At 71.6% G+C, this 16,599-nt stretch carries 14 protein-coding genes; 7 read left to right on the top strand and 7 right to left on the bottom strand.

The features are described from left to right. Positions 1-7 precede the first annotated feature (7 nt). The 6 genes from uraD to AB4Z02_RS05375 all read right to left on the bottom strand — a co-directional run bounded on the left by uraD (position 8) and on the right by AB4Z02_RS05375 (position 8,187). Entirely contained in the window at positions 8-1,942 is a 1,935-nt protein-coding gene (uraD, locus tag AB4Z02_RS05400; protein ID WP_441969885.1) for a 2-oxo-4-hydroxy-4-carboxy-5-ureidoimidazoline decarboxylase, read from the bottom strand. Between the two features lie 124 nt (positions 1,943-2,066). Next, positions 2,067-3,479, bottom strand: a complete 1,413-nt coding sequence (locus tag AB4Z02_RS05395; RefSeq protein ID WP_441969883.1) for a nucleobase:cation symporter-2 family protein — start codon at positions 3,477-3,479, stop codon at positions 2,067-2,069. Between the two features lie 7 nt (positions 3,480-3,486). Then, positions 3,487-4,395, bottom strand: a complete 909-nt coding sequence (pucL, locus tag AB4Z02_RS05390) for a factor-independent urate hydroxylase (protein WP_441969881.1) — start codon at positions 4,393-4,395, stop codon at positions 3,487-3,489. Between the two features lie 395 nt (positions 4,396-4,790). Further along, a complete protein-coding gene (locus tag AB4Z02_RS05385; RefSeq protein WP_056883067.1) occupies positions 4,791-5,339 on the bottom strand; it encodes a helix-turn-helix domain-containing protein in 549 nt (182 codons plus the stop codon). A gap of 176 nt (positions 5,340-5,515) precedes the next feature. Further along, positions 5,516-6,769, bottom strand: coding sequence for a DUF6986 family protein (locus AB4Z02_RS05380; protein WP_441969879.1), 1,254 nt, complete (start codon positions 6,767-6,769; stop codon positions 5,516-5,518). Then, positions 6,766-8,187, bottom strand: a complete 1,422-nt coding sequence (locus tag AB4Z02_RS05375; RefSeq protein ID WP_056883065.1) for an NAD-dependent malic enzyme — start codon at positions 8,185-8,187, stop codon at positions 6,766-6,768. The genes AB4Z02_RS05380 and AB4Z02_RS05375 overlap by 4 nt, the downstream gene beginning before the upstream one ends. Positions 8,188-8,364: 177 nt before the next feature. Between AB4Z02_RS05375 and AB4Z02_RS05370 the strand changes: the two genes are divergently transcribed. Next, complete coding sequence (locus AB4Z02_RS05370; RefSeq protein ID WP_441969876.1) at positions 8,365-9,222, top strand: PaaX family transcriptional regulator; 858 nt, start codon at positions 8,365-8,367, stop codon at positions 9,220-9,222. Here the strand turns inward: AB4Z02_RS05370 and AB4Z02_RS05365 are convergent. Beyond that, entirely contained in the window at positions 9,188-9,619 is a 432-nt protein-coding gene (locus AB4Z02_RS05365; protein ID WP_441969874.1) for a RidA family protein, read from the bottom strand. The genes AB4Z02_RS05370 and AB4Z02_RS05365 overlap by 35 nt on opposite strands. An 89-nt stretch (positions 9,620-9,708) precedes the next feature. Between AB4Z02_RS05365 and AB4Z02_RS05360 the strand changes: the two genes are divergently transcribed. The 6 genes from AB4Z02_RS05360 (at position 9,709) to AB4Z02_RS05335 (ending at position 16,577) form a co-directional block, all read left to right on the top strand. Beyond that, the gene (locus tag AB4Z02_RS05360; RefSeq protein ID WP_441969872.1) at positions 9,709-10,542 is read left to right on the top strand and encodes a fumarylacetoacetate hydrolase family protein; all 834 of its coding nucleotides are present in this window, start codon (positions 9,709-9,711) and stop codon (positions 10,540-10,542) included. Between the two features lie 90 nt (positions 10,543-10,632). Then, positions 10,633-11,118: a cupin domain-containing protein gene (locus AB4Z02_RS05355; RefSeq protein WP_441969870.1), complete on the top strand. Its 486-nt coding sequence runs from the start codon at positions 10,633-10,635 to the stop codon at positions 11,116-11,118. Further along, positions 11,115-12,041 carry an acyl-CoA thioesterase gene (locus AB4Z02_RS05350; RefSeq protein ID WP_441969868.1) on the top strand — a complete coding sequence of 309 codons (927 nt, stop codon included), beginning with the start codon at positions 11,115-11,117 and terminating at the stop codon, positions 12,039-12,041. Before AB4Z02_RS05355 ends, AB4Z02_RS05350 begins: the two co-directional genes overlap by 4 nt. Next, positions 12,041-13,720 carry an AMP-binding protein gene (locus AB4Z02_RS05345; RefSeq protein WP_441969866.1) on the top strand — a complete coding sequence of 560 codons (1,680 nt, stop codon included), beginning with the start codon at positions 12,041-12,043 and terminating at the stop codon, positions 13,718-13,720. Before AB4Z02_RS05350 ends, AB4Z02_RS05345 begins: the two co-directional genes overlap by 1 nt. Then, positions 13,717-16,146, top strand: coding sequence for a bifunctional salicylyl-CoA 5-hydroxylase/oxidoreductase (locus tag AB4Z02_RS05340; protein ID WP_441969864.1), 2,430 nt, complete (start codon positions 13,717-13,719; stop codon positions 16,144-16,146). Before AB4Z02_RS05345 ends, AB4Z02_RS05340 begins: the two co-directional genes overlap by 4 nt. After that, a complete protein-coding gene (locus AB4Z02_RS05335) occupies positions 16,143-16,577 on the top strand; it encodes an acyl-CoA thioesterase (RefSeq protein ID WP_441969862.1) in 435 nt (144 codons plus the stop codon). The genes AB4Z02_RS05340 and AB4Z02_RS05335 overlap by 4 nt, the downstream gene beginning before the upstream one ends. The last annotated feature ends 22 nt before the right edge of the window (positions 16,578-16,599 follow it).

Here is a 16,599-nt window from a genome sequence, read left to right as displayed (position 1 = left end):
GATCTCCTCACTCGTGGGCGAACCGGGCGCGGGACGCGTGGATCGGGTTGGCGTCGGCGACGAGGTCGTCGAAGCGGTACCCGGCGATCTTGGCGATCTCCACGAGGGCCGCGGCGTGCTCCTGCGACTCGGAGTTCTCGAGCCGGTCCCATCCTGCCCGGACGACCTGCTCGAAGGAGTCGCGGTCGCGCACACAGGTCACCAACGGGAAGCCGAACCGGTCGCGGTAGCGGCTGGTCAGGTCGGACAGCTCGTCCTGGGCCTTCTCGTCCAGGCGCGTCAGGCCCAGGGAGGCCTGGTCGACGAGCGAGCCCTGACCCTCCATGCCCTCGGCCACGCTGTCGGCGCCGAGGTCGGGGTAGGAGTCGATGAGCTGGCGCTGCTCCTCCTCCGTGGCTGAGAACAGGGCCTCCTGGAAGGAGCGGCGCAGGTCGGTCGTGTCGCTGAACGGCCTGCTGTCGTAAGCCCGCTCGGCGGCCCAGCGCGGTCCCTGGAACAGGCCGCCGAAGGTGTCGACGAACTGCTCCCGCGACATCTGGTTGACCTCGGCGAGCCGCACCAGGCCGCTCCCCGGGGCGCCGGCGACGGCCGGACCGCGGCTGGAGCCGACGTGGTGGAACAGCAGGTTGAGCACGATGGCCGTGATCGAGCCGAGCGTGATGCCCGAGCCGAGGATGATCTGCGCCCACTCCGGCACCGCCTTGGCGACGTCGGGCTGGGCGGTGACGTACATCGCCAGGCCGACGCTGGTGGCGACGATGACGACGTTGCGGTGGTCGTGGAAGTCCACGCGCGACAGTGTCTGGAAGCCGACCACGGCGACGGTGGCGAACATGGCCAGCGCCGCGCCACCGAGCACCGGGTGCGGGATCCCGGCGACGAGCGCCCCGGCCTTCGGCACCAGGCCGATGATGATCATGATCGCGCCGGCCGCGGCGACGACCCAGCGGCTCTTGACCCGGGTCAGCCGGACGAGGCCGACGTTCTCGGCGAAGCAGGTGTAGGGGAAGGAGTTGAAGACCCCGCCGATGGTGGTCGACAGGCCGTCGGCCCGCAGCGCCCGGGCGATGTCGTCCCGGCCGATCCGCTTCTCGACGATCTCACCGGTGGCGAAGACGTCGCCGGTGGTCTCGACGGCCGTGATGAGCATGACCACGATCATCGAGATGATCGCGGCGACCGAGAACCGCGGCCAGCCGAAGTGGAACGGGGTGGTGACCCCGACCCAGCCCGAGCCGGACACCGCGCCGAAGTCCGCGTCACCGAGGGTCCAGGCGACGAGGGTGCCGACGACCAGGCCGACGAGCACCGCGACGGTCGCCATGAAGCCCTTGAAGATGCGCTGGATCGCGACGATGAGTGCCAGGGTGCCGATGGCGTACGCGAGGTTGCGCCCGCTCTCGGGGTGCAGCGTCGGACCGGCCCCACCGGCCGCGTCGGCGGCCGCCACCGGCAGCAGGGCCAGGCCGATGATGGTGATGACCGACCCCGTGACCACCGGTGGGAAGAACCGGATGAGCCGGCTGAAGTACGGCGCGATGAGGAGGGTGAACAACCCCGCCACGATGACCGCGCCGTAGATGACGAGCAGCCCGTCGGTGCCACCACCGGCCGCGAGGCCGATCGCGATCATCGGCGAGACCGCGGTGAAGGTCACGCCCTGCAGGAGGGGCAGCTTGACCCCCACCTTCCAGAAGCCGACCGACTGGATGATCGAGGCGATGCCACAGGTGAACAGGTCGGCGTTGATGAGGTGGATGAGCTCCTGGGTGCTGAGCCCGATGGAGTTCGCGAGCAGGATCGGCACGATGACCGCACCGGCGTAGAACGCCAGGACGTGCTGGAAGCCGTAGACGGCGAGCCGCGGGACGGGCAGCACCTCGTCGACGGGGTGGCGGGACGGGCGAGAGGTGGTGCGGGGTGTGTCGGTGGCTGCGCTCATGACAGGCACCTTCCTTCCGGCAGAAGGGTCGGGATGGGTTGGGGTGGAACGGGTCCTGCTCAGTGGGGCTGCCCAATAGGGCTGCTCAGTGGGGCTGCTCAGTGGGGCTGCTCAGTGGGGCTGCTCAGTGGGAGGTGCGGGCCAGGTCGTCCTTCTCGCGCTCGGCGGCGGCGAACACCGAGGCGCCGGGCCGGTTGCCGGCCTTGACCTCGTTGAAGAGCACGTTGAGGACGACGGCGACGACGGCGGTGGCGCTGATGCCCGAGTGCATGATCGTGGCGAACCAGTCCGGGAAGCCGTCCCAGAACGTCGGCGCCGCGATGGGGATGATGCCGACGGCGACCGCCACGGAGACGATCACCATGTTGAGGTTGTCGTGGTACTCCACGCGGGACAGGGTGCGGATGCCGCTCGCGGCCACGGAGCCGAAGAGCACGATGCCGGCTCCACCGAGGACGGGGTACGGGATCGCGGCGACGACCGCCCCCACGACCGGGAGCAGCCCGAGCAGGAGCAGGACCCCACCGCCGGCCGCCACGGCGTACCGGCTCTTGATGCCGGTGAGCGCGACCAGGCCGACGTTCTGGGCGAACGCGCTCGCGGGGAAGGTGCCGAACACCGGTGCCACGGTCGTCGCCGCCATGTCGGCGCGCAGGCCGTCGGCGACGCGACGGGCGTCGACCTTCGTCCCGACGATCTCGCCGATCGCGAGGATGTCGGCCGTGGTCTCGGTCATGATGACGAAGACCACGATGGTCATCGAGACGATCGCGCCCGCCTGGAACGTGGGCGAGCCGAAGTGGAACAGCTGCGGCAGCGCGACGACCTGGGCGTCACCCACCGAGGAGAAGTCCGCGCGCCCCGTGAGGGCTGCGAGGGCCGTGCCCACGACGAGGCCGATGAGGATCGACAACCGGGAGACGGCGCCCTGGAAGACCCGGCTGATCACGAGGATGACCAGGAGCGTGAGCCCGGCGAAGCCGATGTTGCCCATGGAGCCGTAGCCGGGCGCCTCGGCGTTGTTGCCCATCGCCCACTGGAAGGCCACCGGCAGCAGCGACAGCCCGATGACGGTGATGATCGTTCCCGTGACGACGGCCGGGAAGAGCCGCACCAGCTGGGCGAAGAACGAGGACGCCACGAGGCCGATGAGACCGGCCACGATGATCGAGCCGAAGACCGGGCGCAGACCGCCCTCGCTCGCGATCGCCACCATGGTCGAGACGCTGGCGAACGAGATGCCCTGGACGATGGGCAGCCGGCTCCCGAACGGACCGAGGCCCAGGGTCTGCAGCAGGGTCGCGAGACCGCTGACGAACAGGCCGGCCGTGACGAGCAGGGCCATGTCGGTGGGCTTGAGGCCGGCGGCGCCGCCGACGATGAGCGGTGGGGCGATGACCCCGCCGTACATCGTCAGGATGTGCTGGGTGCCATAGGCGAGGAGGGGGCCGGCGCCGTACCTCTGGTCCTCCGGACGCCCCTGGTGCTGGCGGCGGGCGCTGGGTGCGGACGTCGTTGTCCGCTGTCGCAGTCGCACGCCCGCCTCAGCAGAAGCCCTGGACGGTGAGCCAGGCGTCGCCGGCGTCCGACCCGCCCTCGCGCTGCACGGTGGCCTCGATGAGCCCGTAGGGGCGGTCGGCGGCGATGAACACCTCGCCGTCGTTCTCCACCCCGAACGGGCTGAGGTCGACGAGGAAGTGGTGCTTGTTGGGCGCGGAGAACTTGACCTCCGCCACCTCGGGGTGGGCCTCGAGGACCGCCGACCCCATGGCGTAGAGCGACTGCTGGAGCGCGTGGCTGTAGGTCGTCGCGAAGGTCTCGAGCAGCACGGTGCGGATGTCGTCGAACGACTTGTTCCAGTCGACGCCCTCGGTGGTCTCGTAGCGCCAGCGGGCCACGAGCGAGGTCGCCAGGATCCGGTCGTCGGCCTCCTGCAGCGTCGTGTACTCGTCCCGCAGGAAGCCCTTGAACTCCGAGCCGGTGGACTTCAGTACCACGAGGTCCCTGAGCCCGGAGACCACCCACTGGCGCGGGGTGTCGCCGCTGCGGTCCTGGGTGACGACCGTGGTGCGCACCTCGCCGCCGCGGCGGGCGAAGGCGTGGTCGTGGCCCTGGCCACCGACCTCGATGCGGTCCCACGCATACTCCTCGACCTCGACCCGGCTGGCCGTGGCGGCCGGCGTCACGTCGAGGAAGCGGGAACCCAGGGCGAGGGCGTAGTCCTCCGGGGAGGTGACGCCGTGCTGCTTGGCGAACGCGAACGCCGTGTTCTTCTGGGTGTCGGTCGGCAGCACGTTGGCCTGGTCGCCGGTCACGTGCGCCTCGCGGAAGTCGCCGCGCAGGGCGCTGGAGACGTTGAGGTCGCGGATCTCGTGGCGGGCGGTGTCGCGGTAGATGCGGACGACGCGGTTCTCCGCCTTGCCGTACTGGTTGGGTCCGAGGACGTAGGTCATGACAGGTGCTCCTCGCGGGTGCTCCGTCGGGCCACGCGGCGCGTGCCGTGGCGGTGGGTTCGGGTCCGGGCGCCCCGCGCTGCGGGGGCCGTGTGCCACGACACGAGGACCGGGTGGGTCGGGGTGTCGCGTGGCGCTCCTGGGCGCCGGGCGGTTCCTGAGTTCCGTGATACGGAAAACTATTTACGAATGATGGAACGATAGGGCGGCGGCAGGGCAGGGTCAACAGTTTGTTGAAAACGAGTTGTCGCTGTCCACCCCGTGACCACCCGTGCCAGGTGGGCTCGCGCGCCCCGAAGTCCCAGACCTCGGCTCTCCCGCGCCTGCGTTGGCCCGAAGTCCCAGACCTCGGCTCTCCCGCGCCTGCGTTGGCCCGAAGTCCCGGACTTCGGCGCTCAGCCGGCGGGTGGCTCGGCCGGTTCGCGGACGCGGTTGAGGTAGTTGTAGACGGTGAAGCGGGTCAGGCCCATCGCCTCGGCCACCGTCTCGGCGCTGCGGCGCATCTCGAAGGCACCGCGCTCCTCCAGCAGCCGCACGGCCTGCTGCTTGCCGGCGCGGGGCAGGTCGGCCAGCGGGCTGCCCAGCTCCACCTCGACCGCCGCGATGAGGCGCGCCAGGCCGTCCGAGAGGTCCGTCGGCTGGCCCACCGGCTGGGTACGCCGCCCGCCCGCCGTCGCCGGCGCCACCCCGTGCTCCGTGGGCGCGGCCAGGTCGCTCAGCGTGAGCGTCATCCGCGTGGCGCCGCCGGCCAGCGCCGCCCGCATCGCGTCGGCGACGGCGGGCACCACGGCCTCGGCCTCGCCATCGACGCTGGTACCGAGCGGGCCCAGGTCGGGCGCGAGGCCCGCCTCCCGGAGCGCGTCCGCCGCGGCGGTGACGTGGGCGGGCACGTCGTCGTCCTCGCCGTGGAACGGCTCGGTCGTGAACTCCACGCGCACCCGCATGCCGCTCACGCTACTTCTCCGCGCACCATCCTGAGGTTTGGGGGCAGGAGAGTGCGCAAAACCGCACCCTCGCGCCCCCAAAGCGCGGAGAGGGTGGGCGCACCGGGAACATTGGGGGCCAGAACGTGCGCAATACCGCACCCTCGCGCCCCCAAACCGAAGAGGGGGGAGAGGGGTCAGGCAGAGCGGCGGGCCAGGACGTCCATCCTCGCGCGGTCGATGCCGGTCAGCGCCTCGACCTCGTCGGCGTCGACCGCGCCGCAGTCCAACCCGCGCACGACGAAGTCAGCCAGCGCCCTCGCCGTCGCGGGCTCGTCCATGACGCCGGAGTCGACGCTCCCGACGTAGTTGCGCAGGCGTTCGGCGGCCGCCGGCAGGCCCTCGCGGTAGAAGGCGTAGGTCGCGGCGTAGCGGCTGGGCAGCTGGGCAGCGTGAAGGTCCCAGCCCTGGTAGTAGCCGCGTTCGAGCGACCGTCGCACCAGCCGGGCGTGGAGCGCCCAGGCCGCGTGGACCTGGTCGCGGTCGCCGACCGGCAGGACGTTGGTCGACCCGTCGGAGAGCCTGACGCCGGTGCCTGCGGCGGCGACCTGCATCACGGCCTTGGCGTGGTCGGCGGCCGGGTGCTCCATCGACTGGTAGACCGCCGCGATGCCGCACGAGGCGGAGTAGTCGTAGGTGCCGTAGTGCAAGCCGGTGCACCGTCCGGCCGAGGAGTGCACCATCCGGGCGACGAGGGCGGTGCCGTCCGGGCCGAGGATCGACTGCGGAGTCTCCACCTGGATCTCGAAACCCATTACGCCCGAATGCAGCCCGAACGCCGTCTCGAGCCGGGAGCAGGCGGTGACCATCGCCTCGACCTGGTCCACCGACGTCACCTTGGGCAACGTCACCACGAACCCGTCCGGCAGCCGTCCGTCCACCGTCACCGCCTCGACGAACCGCGCAAGGCTGCGGACGCCCCGGGCCCGGGTCGGCGCCTCGAAGCTCTTGAACCGGATGCCGTTGAAGGGGGCCGCATCCCCCGCGTCGAGGGCCGCACGCAGCGCGGCTGCAGCGGCATCGACCGCGGCGTCCTCCTCGTCGTCGGACCGCACGCCATAGCCGTCCTCGAGGTCGATGCGCAGGTCCTCGACAGGCTCGCTCGCGAGCTTGGCCCGGACGCGGGTGACCACCTCGTCGGCCAGGTCGGCAGGCAGTCCCAGCACCGCTGCGTACTCGGTCGCACTGCCCCCGTGCTCGTCGAGCGCCGCGAGCGCCTCCTTGCCCCAGCGCGGCACGAGGCCCGCGTCGTAGCGGTCGGCCGGGACGTAGACGGTGTGGACGGGTTGCCGAGCGGCCCGTTCACCCGGGAATGCCTGTGCGAGAAAGGCATCCGCGTCCGCAAGGTGGGTGTCGAGCTCGGCGGTGAGGTCGGTGGCGTCGAAGGTCATGCGTGGGCGTCCTCGGGGTCGTCAGTGTGGTGTCCGTGCACGCCGGCCACGCGCCGCACGGCTGCTGCGACCGCCGGCGCGACGTCGGGGTCGAAGACGCTGGGCACGATGTAGCTGGCGTTGAGCTCGTCGCGGTGCACGCAGTCGGCGATGGCGGTCGCCGCGGCGATCATCATCTCGTCGGTGATGTCGCTGACGCCGGCGTCGAGCAGGCCTCGGAAGAACCCCGGGAAGGCGAGCACGTTGTTGATCTGGTTGGCGTAGTCGGACCGCCCGGTGGCGACGACCGCGGCGTGGCGGCTGGCCGCGACCGGGTCGACCTCGGGGTCGGGGTTGGCGAGCGCGAAGACGATGGCGTCGGGAGCCATGGTGGCGATGTCGTCGCCGTCCAGCAGGTTGGGGGCCGAGACCCCCACGAACACGTCGGCCCCGGCGAGGACCTCCTTGAGAGTGCCGCGGACCCGGCGGGGGTTGGTGTTGGCGGCGATCCAGCCGCGGAACTCGTCGCGGTGCTCGGCGTCCGGGTCGAGCGCTCCGTGCCGGTCGCACCCGATGATGTCGGTGGCGCCCTGCGCGTCGAGCAGCCTGATGATCGCGTGGCCCGCGGCACCGACGCCGGACACCACGATGCGCACGTCCCCGAAGTTCTTGCCCACCACCCGCAGCGCGTTGGTGAGGGCCGCCATGACGACGATGGCGGTGCCGTGCTGGTCGTCGTGGAACACCGGGATGTCGAGCTCGTCGCGCAGTCGCCGCTCGATCTCGAAGCACCGGGGTGCCGAGATGTCCTCGAGGTTGACGCCGCCGTACACCGGGGCCAGGGCCTTGACGATGGAGATGATCTCCTCGGGGTCCTGGGTGTCGAGGCAGACCGGCCAGGCGTCCACCCCGGCGAACCGCTTGAACAACGCCGCCTTGCCCTCCATGACGGGCAGCGCCGCCGCGGGGCCGATGTTGCCGAGCCCGAGCACGGCGGACCCGTCGGTCACCACCGCCACGGTGTTGCGCTTGATGGTCAGCCGGCGTGCGTCCTCGGGGTTGGCCGCGATGGCGAGGCAGACCCGGGCGACCCCCGGCGTGTAGGCGCGGGAGAGGTCGTCCCGGTGCTTGAGCGGCACCTTGGGGTTGACCTCCAGCTTGCCGCCGAGGTGCAGGAGGAACGTGCGGTCGCTGACCTTGCGCACCTTCACCCCCGGGACGGCGGCGATCGCTGCGGTGATCCGCTCGGCGTGGTCGGCGTCGGAGGCGTTGCAGGTCACATCGACCACAAGGACCTGCGAGCGCGACTCGACGACGTCGAGGGCCGTGAGGGCGCCACCGGCGTCCGCCACCGCTGCCGCCAGCGTGCCGGTGGTGTCGATCGCAGCAGGCGCCTCGGCCCGCACGGTGATGGAGTAGCCGGGGCTCGGTGCTGCCATCTGACGACCTCGCAATTCCACGATATGGAGTTCCGCTTCTGTCCTACGGAAGACTAGGGCCCGGTGGCCGCCCCGGACAAGCACGGCCCGACAGGTGGCTGCACCCCACCGTCCGGCAAGGGGCCGCACCCGCGGTCGTCACGGGACCACGCCGCGCCGCCGGATACATTGCCTCCCGTGACGACGACGGAGCTCGAGGGCGGCAGCGAACGGGGACCCCTGCCGCCGCGCGCACTCATCGTCACCATGCTCGGCCTCTACGTCCGCGAGTTCGGCGGCTGGATCAGCGTGAGCGCCCTGATCCGCCTCATGGCGGCGGCCGGTGTCGACGAGCAGGCCGTGCGGTCGTCGCTGTCGCGGCTCAAGCGCCGCGGCATCGTCGAGGCGGAGCGCCGCGGTGGCGTCGCCGGCTACGCCCTGTCGGAGTACGCCCGCGCGGTGCTCGAGGTCGGCGACCGCCGGATCTTCGCCCGCCGCGAGCAGCAGGCGCACGACTGGGTGGTGGTCGTCTTCTCCGTGCCCGAGTCGGAGCGGCAGAAGCGCCATGCGCTGCGGTCGCGCCTGTCCTGGCTCGGTTTCGGCACCGTGTCTTCGGGGGTGTGGATCGCCCCCGGGCACCTCGCCGACGACGCGCGCGAGGTGCTGCTTGGCGACGGGCTCGACCCGTACGTCGACCTCTTCCGCGCGGAGTACCTCGCCTTCGGCGACCCGGCGGCCAAGGTCGCCCAGTGGTGGGACCTCGTGACGCTGGAGCAGCTCTACACCGACTTCCTCGAGGCCCACGAGCCCGCCCGGCAGGCGTGGGCCGCCCGACGAGAGGTGCCGTCGGGGCCGGACGCGTTCGCCGACTACGTGCGCGCCCTCACGGCGTGGCGCCGGCTTCCCTACCTCGACCCGGGCCTGCCCACAGACCTGCTGCCCGCCTCGTGGTCGGGCACGAGGGCGGCCGAGACGTTCTTCGCCCTGCACCGCGTGCTCGCGGGCCCGGCCCACGACTTCGTCACCGCGGAGGCAGGAGCCGCTCGTCAGGGATGACGGCGACGCCGACGATCTCGATGAGGGCCTCGGGCTGCCACAGCGCCGTCGTGCCGATGCCGGCCATCGCGGGGTAGACCGGCCCGGCCAGCTCGCGCCAGGCGCGGCCGATCTCGCGCCCGTGCGCCTGGTAGTCCGGGATGTCGGTGAGGTAGATCGTGATGCTCACGAGGTCCTCGGGCACACCGCCGGCCTCGGCCAGGGTCGCCAGGACGTTGGAGAACGCCTGCTGGAACTGCTCGACGATCCCGCCCGGCACGATCTGCATCTGCGCGTCGAGCGCCGTCTGCCCTCCGAGGTACAACGTGTTGCCCGACAGCGTCCCGTGCGAGTAGCCGCTCGGCGTCGGCAGCGAGGCGGGGTTGACGGGGACCGGGGTGAGCGGGTGGGCGGACATCGGACCTCCAGGTCGGTGGGCGTGCTCCGGTGGTCCTCGAGCCTAGCGGACCTATTGACGTTTGACGACGGTCGTGAAAATCTCGCTATATGCAGCTCGGCACCGTCGCCCATGCCGGCACCACCCGTGCCGCCGTCCTCACCGACGACGGCTGGCGCGCGCTCCTGCTGCCCGGGACGGACCGGTATGCCCCGGACCTGTCCGCCTTCCTCGCCGCCGGCGGCACCCTCGACCCGGCCACGGTGACCGGCGACGTCCTCGCCGGCGCCGAGCCGCTGACCCCCCTTCCCCACCCCGGCAAGGTCATCTGCTGCGGACTCAACTACGGGGAGCACATCCGCGAGACCGGCCGCGACCTGCCCAGCCACCCCACGCTCTTCGCGAAGTACGCCGACAGCCTGGTCGGCCCCACCGACGACGTCCGGCTCCTCGCCGGCACCGACGTCGACTGGGAGGCCGAGCTCGCCGTGGTCGTCGGCACGACCCTCCGGGGCGCGGACCGGGCGACCGCCACGGCCGCCATCGCCGGCTACACGGTGGCCAACGACGTCTCGGTGCGCGACTGGCAGTACCGCACGCTGCAGTGGTTCCAGGGCAAGGCGTGGGACGGCTCCACGCCCACCGGCCCCGTCGTCGTGACGCCCGACGAGGTCGACCCCACTGCGGGCCTCACGGTCACCTGCCGGGTCAACGGCGAGGAGGTGCAGCGCGACAGCACCGCGACCCTGGTCTTCGACGCCGCCGACCTGCTCGCCTACATCTCGACCTTCACGGTGCTGCGCCCCGGCGACCTGGTCCTCACCGGCACCCCCGGCGGGGTCGGCGTCGCTCGCGACCCGAAGCGCTTCCTCAGCGACGGCGACGTCCTCGAGACCGAGATCGAGGGAATCGGCCTGCTGCGCAACACCATCCGCCTGACCTGACCGACGACCGCGGCGACCACCCGAACCAGCACCCAGACCACCGCCCAGACCACTGCCCAGACCACTGCCCGGACCGACGAAGGAGCCCCCGTGGAACCCGACTTCAGCAAGTACCAGCTCGAGGGCGACCCCTCGGCCTGGGCGAACGAGAACGGCCTGGTCGTCCCCGTCGTCACCCGCGGCGGCTCCGAGGGTGGTGACACCGGGCAGTCCGGTGGCGCCAGCCGGATCTCCGGCGTCAGCATCCAGCACACCCCGGCGAAGCGGCTGTGGTTCGGCAAGGTGAGCAACGAGGCCGGCTACCGCTCGGTCCCCCACCACCACGGCGAGGCCGAGACCGGCGGCTACGTGCTGTCCGGCCGCGCCCGGATCTACTTCGGCGAGCGCTTCGAGGACTACATCGACATGGCCGAGGGCGACTGGGTCTTCGTGCCGCCGTTCATGCCGCACGTCGAGTGCAACCTCGACCGCAACAACCCCCTGACCTGGATGACCACCCGCACGCCGGAGAACATCGTCGTCAACCTCCCGCAGGTCGACGACGCCGACCTGCGGCACTGGGCGGACCGCCCGTGACGCACCCGACGTCCGAGGTCGTCACGAACGCCCTGGCCCTCGAACCCGTTGCGGCGCAGCACTTCGACGTCGCCTTCACCGCGACCACCCAGCCGTGCCCGTGGCCCAAGGCGTACGGCGGCGACATGGTCGCCCAGGCCGCGGCCGCAGCCATGCTGACGGTGACCGACGGCAAGACCATGCACTCGATGCACAGCTACTTCATGCGCCCGGTCGACATCGGTGCCCCCGTCACCTACGAGGTCGAGGTCCTGCGCGACGGCCGCGGCTACGCCACCCGGCAGGTGCGGGCGTTCCAGAACGGCAAGCCCGCCTACACGTGCCTCGTCGGCTTCGCCGCCGGGGAGGACGGCGGGCGGTATGCCGCGTCGGCACCGGCCGACGTCCCCGCACCGGACACGCTGCCCAGCTCCGCGGCATACCTCGCCGACCGCGAGCCGGGGGACGGCTCGACGATGACCGGAGAGTCCAAGGCGTACTGGTCGGGCGGGCGCAGCTTCGACATGCGCCACGTGCCCGGACCGGTCTACCTGGAGGTCGACGGCGGCAGCGCGCCGCACCAGGCGTTGTGGGTCAAGCCGTTCGGCGCCCTGCGCCCGGTCGACGGGCTCACCGACAGCCAGCGCGACCTCGCCGCCCTCGCCTACGTCTGCGACTACACGATCCTCGAGCCGGTGCTGCGCGTCCTCGACCTGCCCTGGGCGCAGCCCGGTCTGGTGACCGCCAGCCTCGACCACGCCATGTGGTTCCACCGCCCGCCGGCACCGGGTGCCCTCGACGGCTGGCTGCTCTACGCGCAGGAGGCGGTGGCCGCCGACTCCGGTCGCGGTGTCGGCCTCGGCCGCTTCTTCACCCCCGACGGTGAGCACCTCGCCACCGTCGTCCAGGAAGGCATGATCCGCGCCACCTCCGGAGGTCACTGATGTCGACCACGCCACACGCCGCCGACGCGACGGCCACGCTCTCGCCGAGCGGGCACACCGACACCTTCGCGCGAGACCACCTCCCGCCGATGGCGCAGTGGCCCACGCTCGAGTTCACGACGCCGGACCTGCAGTACCCCGAACGGCTGAACGCCGCCGTCGAGCTCCTCGACGCGACGGTGGCCACCCACGGGCCGGACCGGCCGGCCCTGCGCACCCCTGACGGCACGGTGTGGACCTACGGCGAGCTGCTGCGGACCGTCGACCAGGTCGCCGCCGTCCTCACCGAGGACCTCGGGCTCGTGCCCGGCAACCGCGTCCTGCTGCGCTCCCCCAACAACCCCTGGACCGTCGCCGCCTGGCTCGGCACGCTGAAGGCCGGCGGCGTGGTCGTCACCACGATGGCCGCGCTGCGCGCCCGGGAGCTCGGCCCGGTCGTGGAGAAGACGCGCCCCGCCGTGGCCCTGGTCGACCACCGCTTCACCGAGGACGTCGAGACCGTCCGCGACACCGTGGCCCCGGGCCTCGTGGTCGTGCCCTACGGCGGCGACACCGACGACGACCTCACCCGACGGGTCACCGCAAAGTCCGGCAGCTACACGGGCGTCGACACCGCTGCCGACGACGTCGCCCTCTTCGGGCCCACCTCCGGCAGCACCGGCGTCCCGAAGGTCACCACGCACTTCCACCGCGACGTGCTCTCGATCGACAACACCTTCGGCCGCCACGTCCTGCGCCTGCAGCCCGACGACGTCGTCGCCTGCACCGCGCCGTTCGCCTTCACGTTCGGGCTGGGCATGCTCGTGGTGTTCACCCTGCGGGCCGGGGCGTGCGCGCTGCTCACCGAGGCAGCCACCCCCGCCCAGCTCGCCGAGCTCGTCGAGGAGCACGGGGTCACCGTCCTCGCGACCGCGCCGACGGCCTACAAGCAGATCATCAAGGCTGGCCACCTGCCCAGGCTCAAGGGCCTGCGGGCCGCGGTCAGCGCCGGCGAGCACATCGCCCAAGAGGTCTGGGAGGCGATCCGTGCCGAGCTCGGGCTGGCCATCATCGACGGGATCGGCGCGACCGAGATGCTGCACATCTTCATCTCCGCGGCCGGCGACGACATCCGCCCCGGCAGCACCGGAAGACCCGTGCCCGGCTACCGCGCCACGATCCTCGGCGCCGACGACGAGCCGGTCCCGCCCGGCACCGAGGGCAGGCTCGCGGTCATCGGGCCGGTCGGCTGCCGCTACCTCGACGACGACCGGCAGCTCGGCTACGTCGTCAACGGCTGGAACGTCACCGGCGACACGTTCGTGCAGGACGAGGACGGCTACTTCTTCTACCGGGCCCGCACCGACAGCATGATCGTCAGCTCCGGCTACAACATCGGCGCCCCCGAGGTCGAGGCCGCCATCGACGGGCACCCCGACGTCGTCGAGGCCGGTGTCGTGGGCGAGCCCGACCCCGAGCGCGGCTCGATCGTCAGCGCGTTCGTCGTCCTGCGCGAGGGCGTGGTCGGCGACGACGCGAAGGCCCGCGAGATCCAGGACCACGTCAAGGCGACGCTGGCGCCGTACAAGTACCCACGCCGCGTCCGCTTCGTCGACCAGCTGCCGCGCAACACCAGCGGCAAGCTCCAGCACTTCAAGCTGCGCGAGCAGGCCGTCCGCACCGGGCAGGAGTCGTCATGAGGATCGCGATCGTGGGCGGGGGGCCCGGCGGCCTCTACCTCGCCGCCCTGATGAAGCAGCTCGACACCGGCCACGAGGTGACGGTCTGGGAGCGCAACGCCCCCGACGACACCTTCGGGTTCGGAGTGGTGTTCTCCGACGAGACCCTCGGCGGCATCGAGAGCGCCGACACCGCGATCTACGGCGCCATGGAGCGGCAGTTCGCGCGCTGGACCGACATCGACGTGGCCGTCGACGGGCGCTCCTCCACCATCGGCGGGCAGGGCTTCGCGGCGATGAGCCGCAAGGAGCTGCTCCGCATCCTGCAGGCCCGGGTGGCGGAGCTGGGTGTGGAGGTCCACTACCGCACCGAGGCGCCGGACACCGACCGGCTCCGCGCCGAGTACGACCTGGTCGTCGCCTCCGACGGGCTGAACTCGCAGGTGCGGACCCGCTACGCCGACGCGTTCGGGCCCAGCCTCGACCGCCGCCACAACAAGTACATCTGGTTCGGCACGGACCTGGTCTTCGAGGCCTTCCAGTTCATCGTCCGCAACACCGGGTTCGGGACGATGCAGATCCACGGATACCCCTACTCCGACAAGGGATCCACGTTCATCGTGGAGATGCACGAGGACGTGTGGCGCCGGGCCGGCTTCGACCGTACCGAGCACGAGGTGTTCCCTCCGGGGGTGTCCGACGAGTACGCCGTGCAGCGGGTCGCCGAGATCTTCGCCGACGACCTCGGCGGCCACCACATCCTCACCAACAACTCCAAGTGGCTGAGCTTCACCACGGTCCGCAACGAGAAGTGGCACGACGACAACGTCGTCCTGCTCGGCGACGCCGCCCACACGGCGCACTTCTCCATCGGCTCCGGCACCAAGCTCGCCATGGAGGACGCCCTGGCCCTCGCCGCCTGCCTGCACGAGCACGACACCGTGCCCAAAGCCCTTGCGGCATACCAGGAGGAGCGCAAGCCGGTCGTCGAGTCGACCCAGCGCGCGGCCCAGGCCAGCCTCGAGTGGTTCGAGAACATCGGCATGTACGCGGGGCAGGACCACGACGAGTTCGTCTTCAACCTGCTCACCCGCTCGCGCCGGATCACCTTCGAGAACCTCAAGGACCGCGACGCCGAGTTCGCCGCCCGCATCCAGGCCGCGTTCGCACGAGGAGCTGCGGTCGGCGATGGCGAGGTCGACGAGAGCGGGGTCGACGAGGCCGCGCCGGCGATGTTCCAGCCAACGCGGATCGGCGCGCTGGAGCTCAAGAACCGCGTCATCCTCTCACCCATGGACATGTACTCCGCGGTCGACGGTGTGCCCGGCGAGTTCCACCTCGTGCACCTCGGGTCCAAGGCGCTCGGCGGCGCGGGCCTGGTGATGTCGGAGATGACCTGTGTGTCGCCCGAGGGCCGGATCACCCTGGGCTGCCCCGGCCTGTGGAACGACGAGCAGCGCGACGCCTGGGCCCGGATCACGGCGTTCGTCCATGAGCGCAGCACCGGCAGGATCGGCCTGCAGCTCGGCCACTCGGGGCGCAAGGGCTCGACCAAGCTCATGTGGGACGGCATGGACGAGCCCCTCGCCCAGGACAACTGGGAGGTCGTCGGCCCGTCCGCGCTCCCCTACGGCGACGGCTGCCACGTTCCACGCGAGATGACGCGCGCCGACATGGACCAGGTGGTCGCCGACTTCCGTGACGCAGCGCGTCGGGGTGTGGAGGCCGGGTTCGACCTCGTCGAGGTGCACGCCGCCCACGGCTACCTGCTCTCGTCGTTCCTGTCGCCGCTCTCCAACGTCCGCACCGACGAGTACGGCGGCTCGCTCGAGAACCGCCTTCGCTTCCCCCTCGAGGTGTTCGACGCCGTACGCGGCGTGGTCCCCGACCACGTGCCCGTGACCGTGCGCATCTCGGCCACCGACTGGGCGCCGGACGGCAACACCGAGCACGACGCGGTCGAGATCGCGCGGGCCTTCATCGAGCACGGCGCAGCTGCCATCGACGTCTCGTCGGGGCAGGTGACCAAGGACGAGAAGCCGGCGTTCGGGCGGTCCTACCAGACGCCGTTCGCCGACCGGATCCGTCACGAGGTCGCCCGCCCGGCCGGGGTCGCGGTCATCGCGGTCGGGGCGATCTCGTCGCACGACGACGTCAACTCGATCCTGCTCGCCGGACGCGCCGACCTGTGCGCGCTCGGCCGGACCCACCTCTACGACCCCCAGTGGACCCTGCACGCAGCAGCGGAGCAGGACTACGCGGGACCCGCTGCCGAGTGGCCGGTGCAGTGGCAGGCCGGCCGGCGGCGGCCGCCGACGTCACGCACCGACAAGGTGCCGCCGCGCCTGGCGCTCCTGCGTGAGGGCGACTCGGGCGACGTGCACCTGCGGTGGCGGCCGGGGTCGGTGGGGGCGGCCGAGGCGGCTCCTGAGACCGTGTCGGCGTGACCGCACTGGACCGTCCCGTCATCGCGAGCGCCACCCTGCGTTCGCGCATCGAGTGGGTCGACACCGATGCAGCCGGGATCTACCACAACAGCACCGTGCTGCGGCTGGTCGAGTCCGTCGAGGCGTCACTGACGCGCGAGCGGGGCCTCGACGGCTACTTCCCCGTGGCCCCGAGGGTGCGCTACGAGGCCGACTTCGAGGCGCCCCTGTTCTTCGGCCAGGAGGTGACGACGACGGTGTCGGTGACCGAGCTCGGGACCTCCTCGATGACCTTCGTGTTCGAGGTCTGGGGCGAGGAGTTCGAGGGCGCGCCCCGCGAGCGCGCCGTACGCGGCCGCTACGTCACCGTGCACCTCGACCGCACCGGGCCGGGGCGCCCGTCGAGCGCGCCCTGGCCGGCCGAGTGGGTCGAGCGGCTCACCGCCCGCTGAGCCACGGGGCGCCAGTGGTCCC

The organism is Pedococcus sp. 2YAF34, assembly GCF_052114585.1.
In the GTDB taxonomy this organism is placed as follows: Bacteria; Actinomycetota; Actinomycetes; order Actinomycetales; family Dermatophilaceae; genus Pedococcus.
This window is presented reverse-complemented; position numbering and strand designations above follow the sequence as displayed.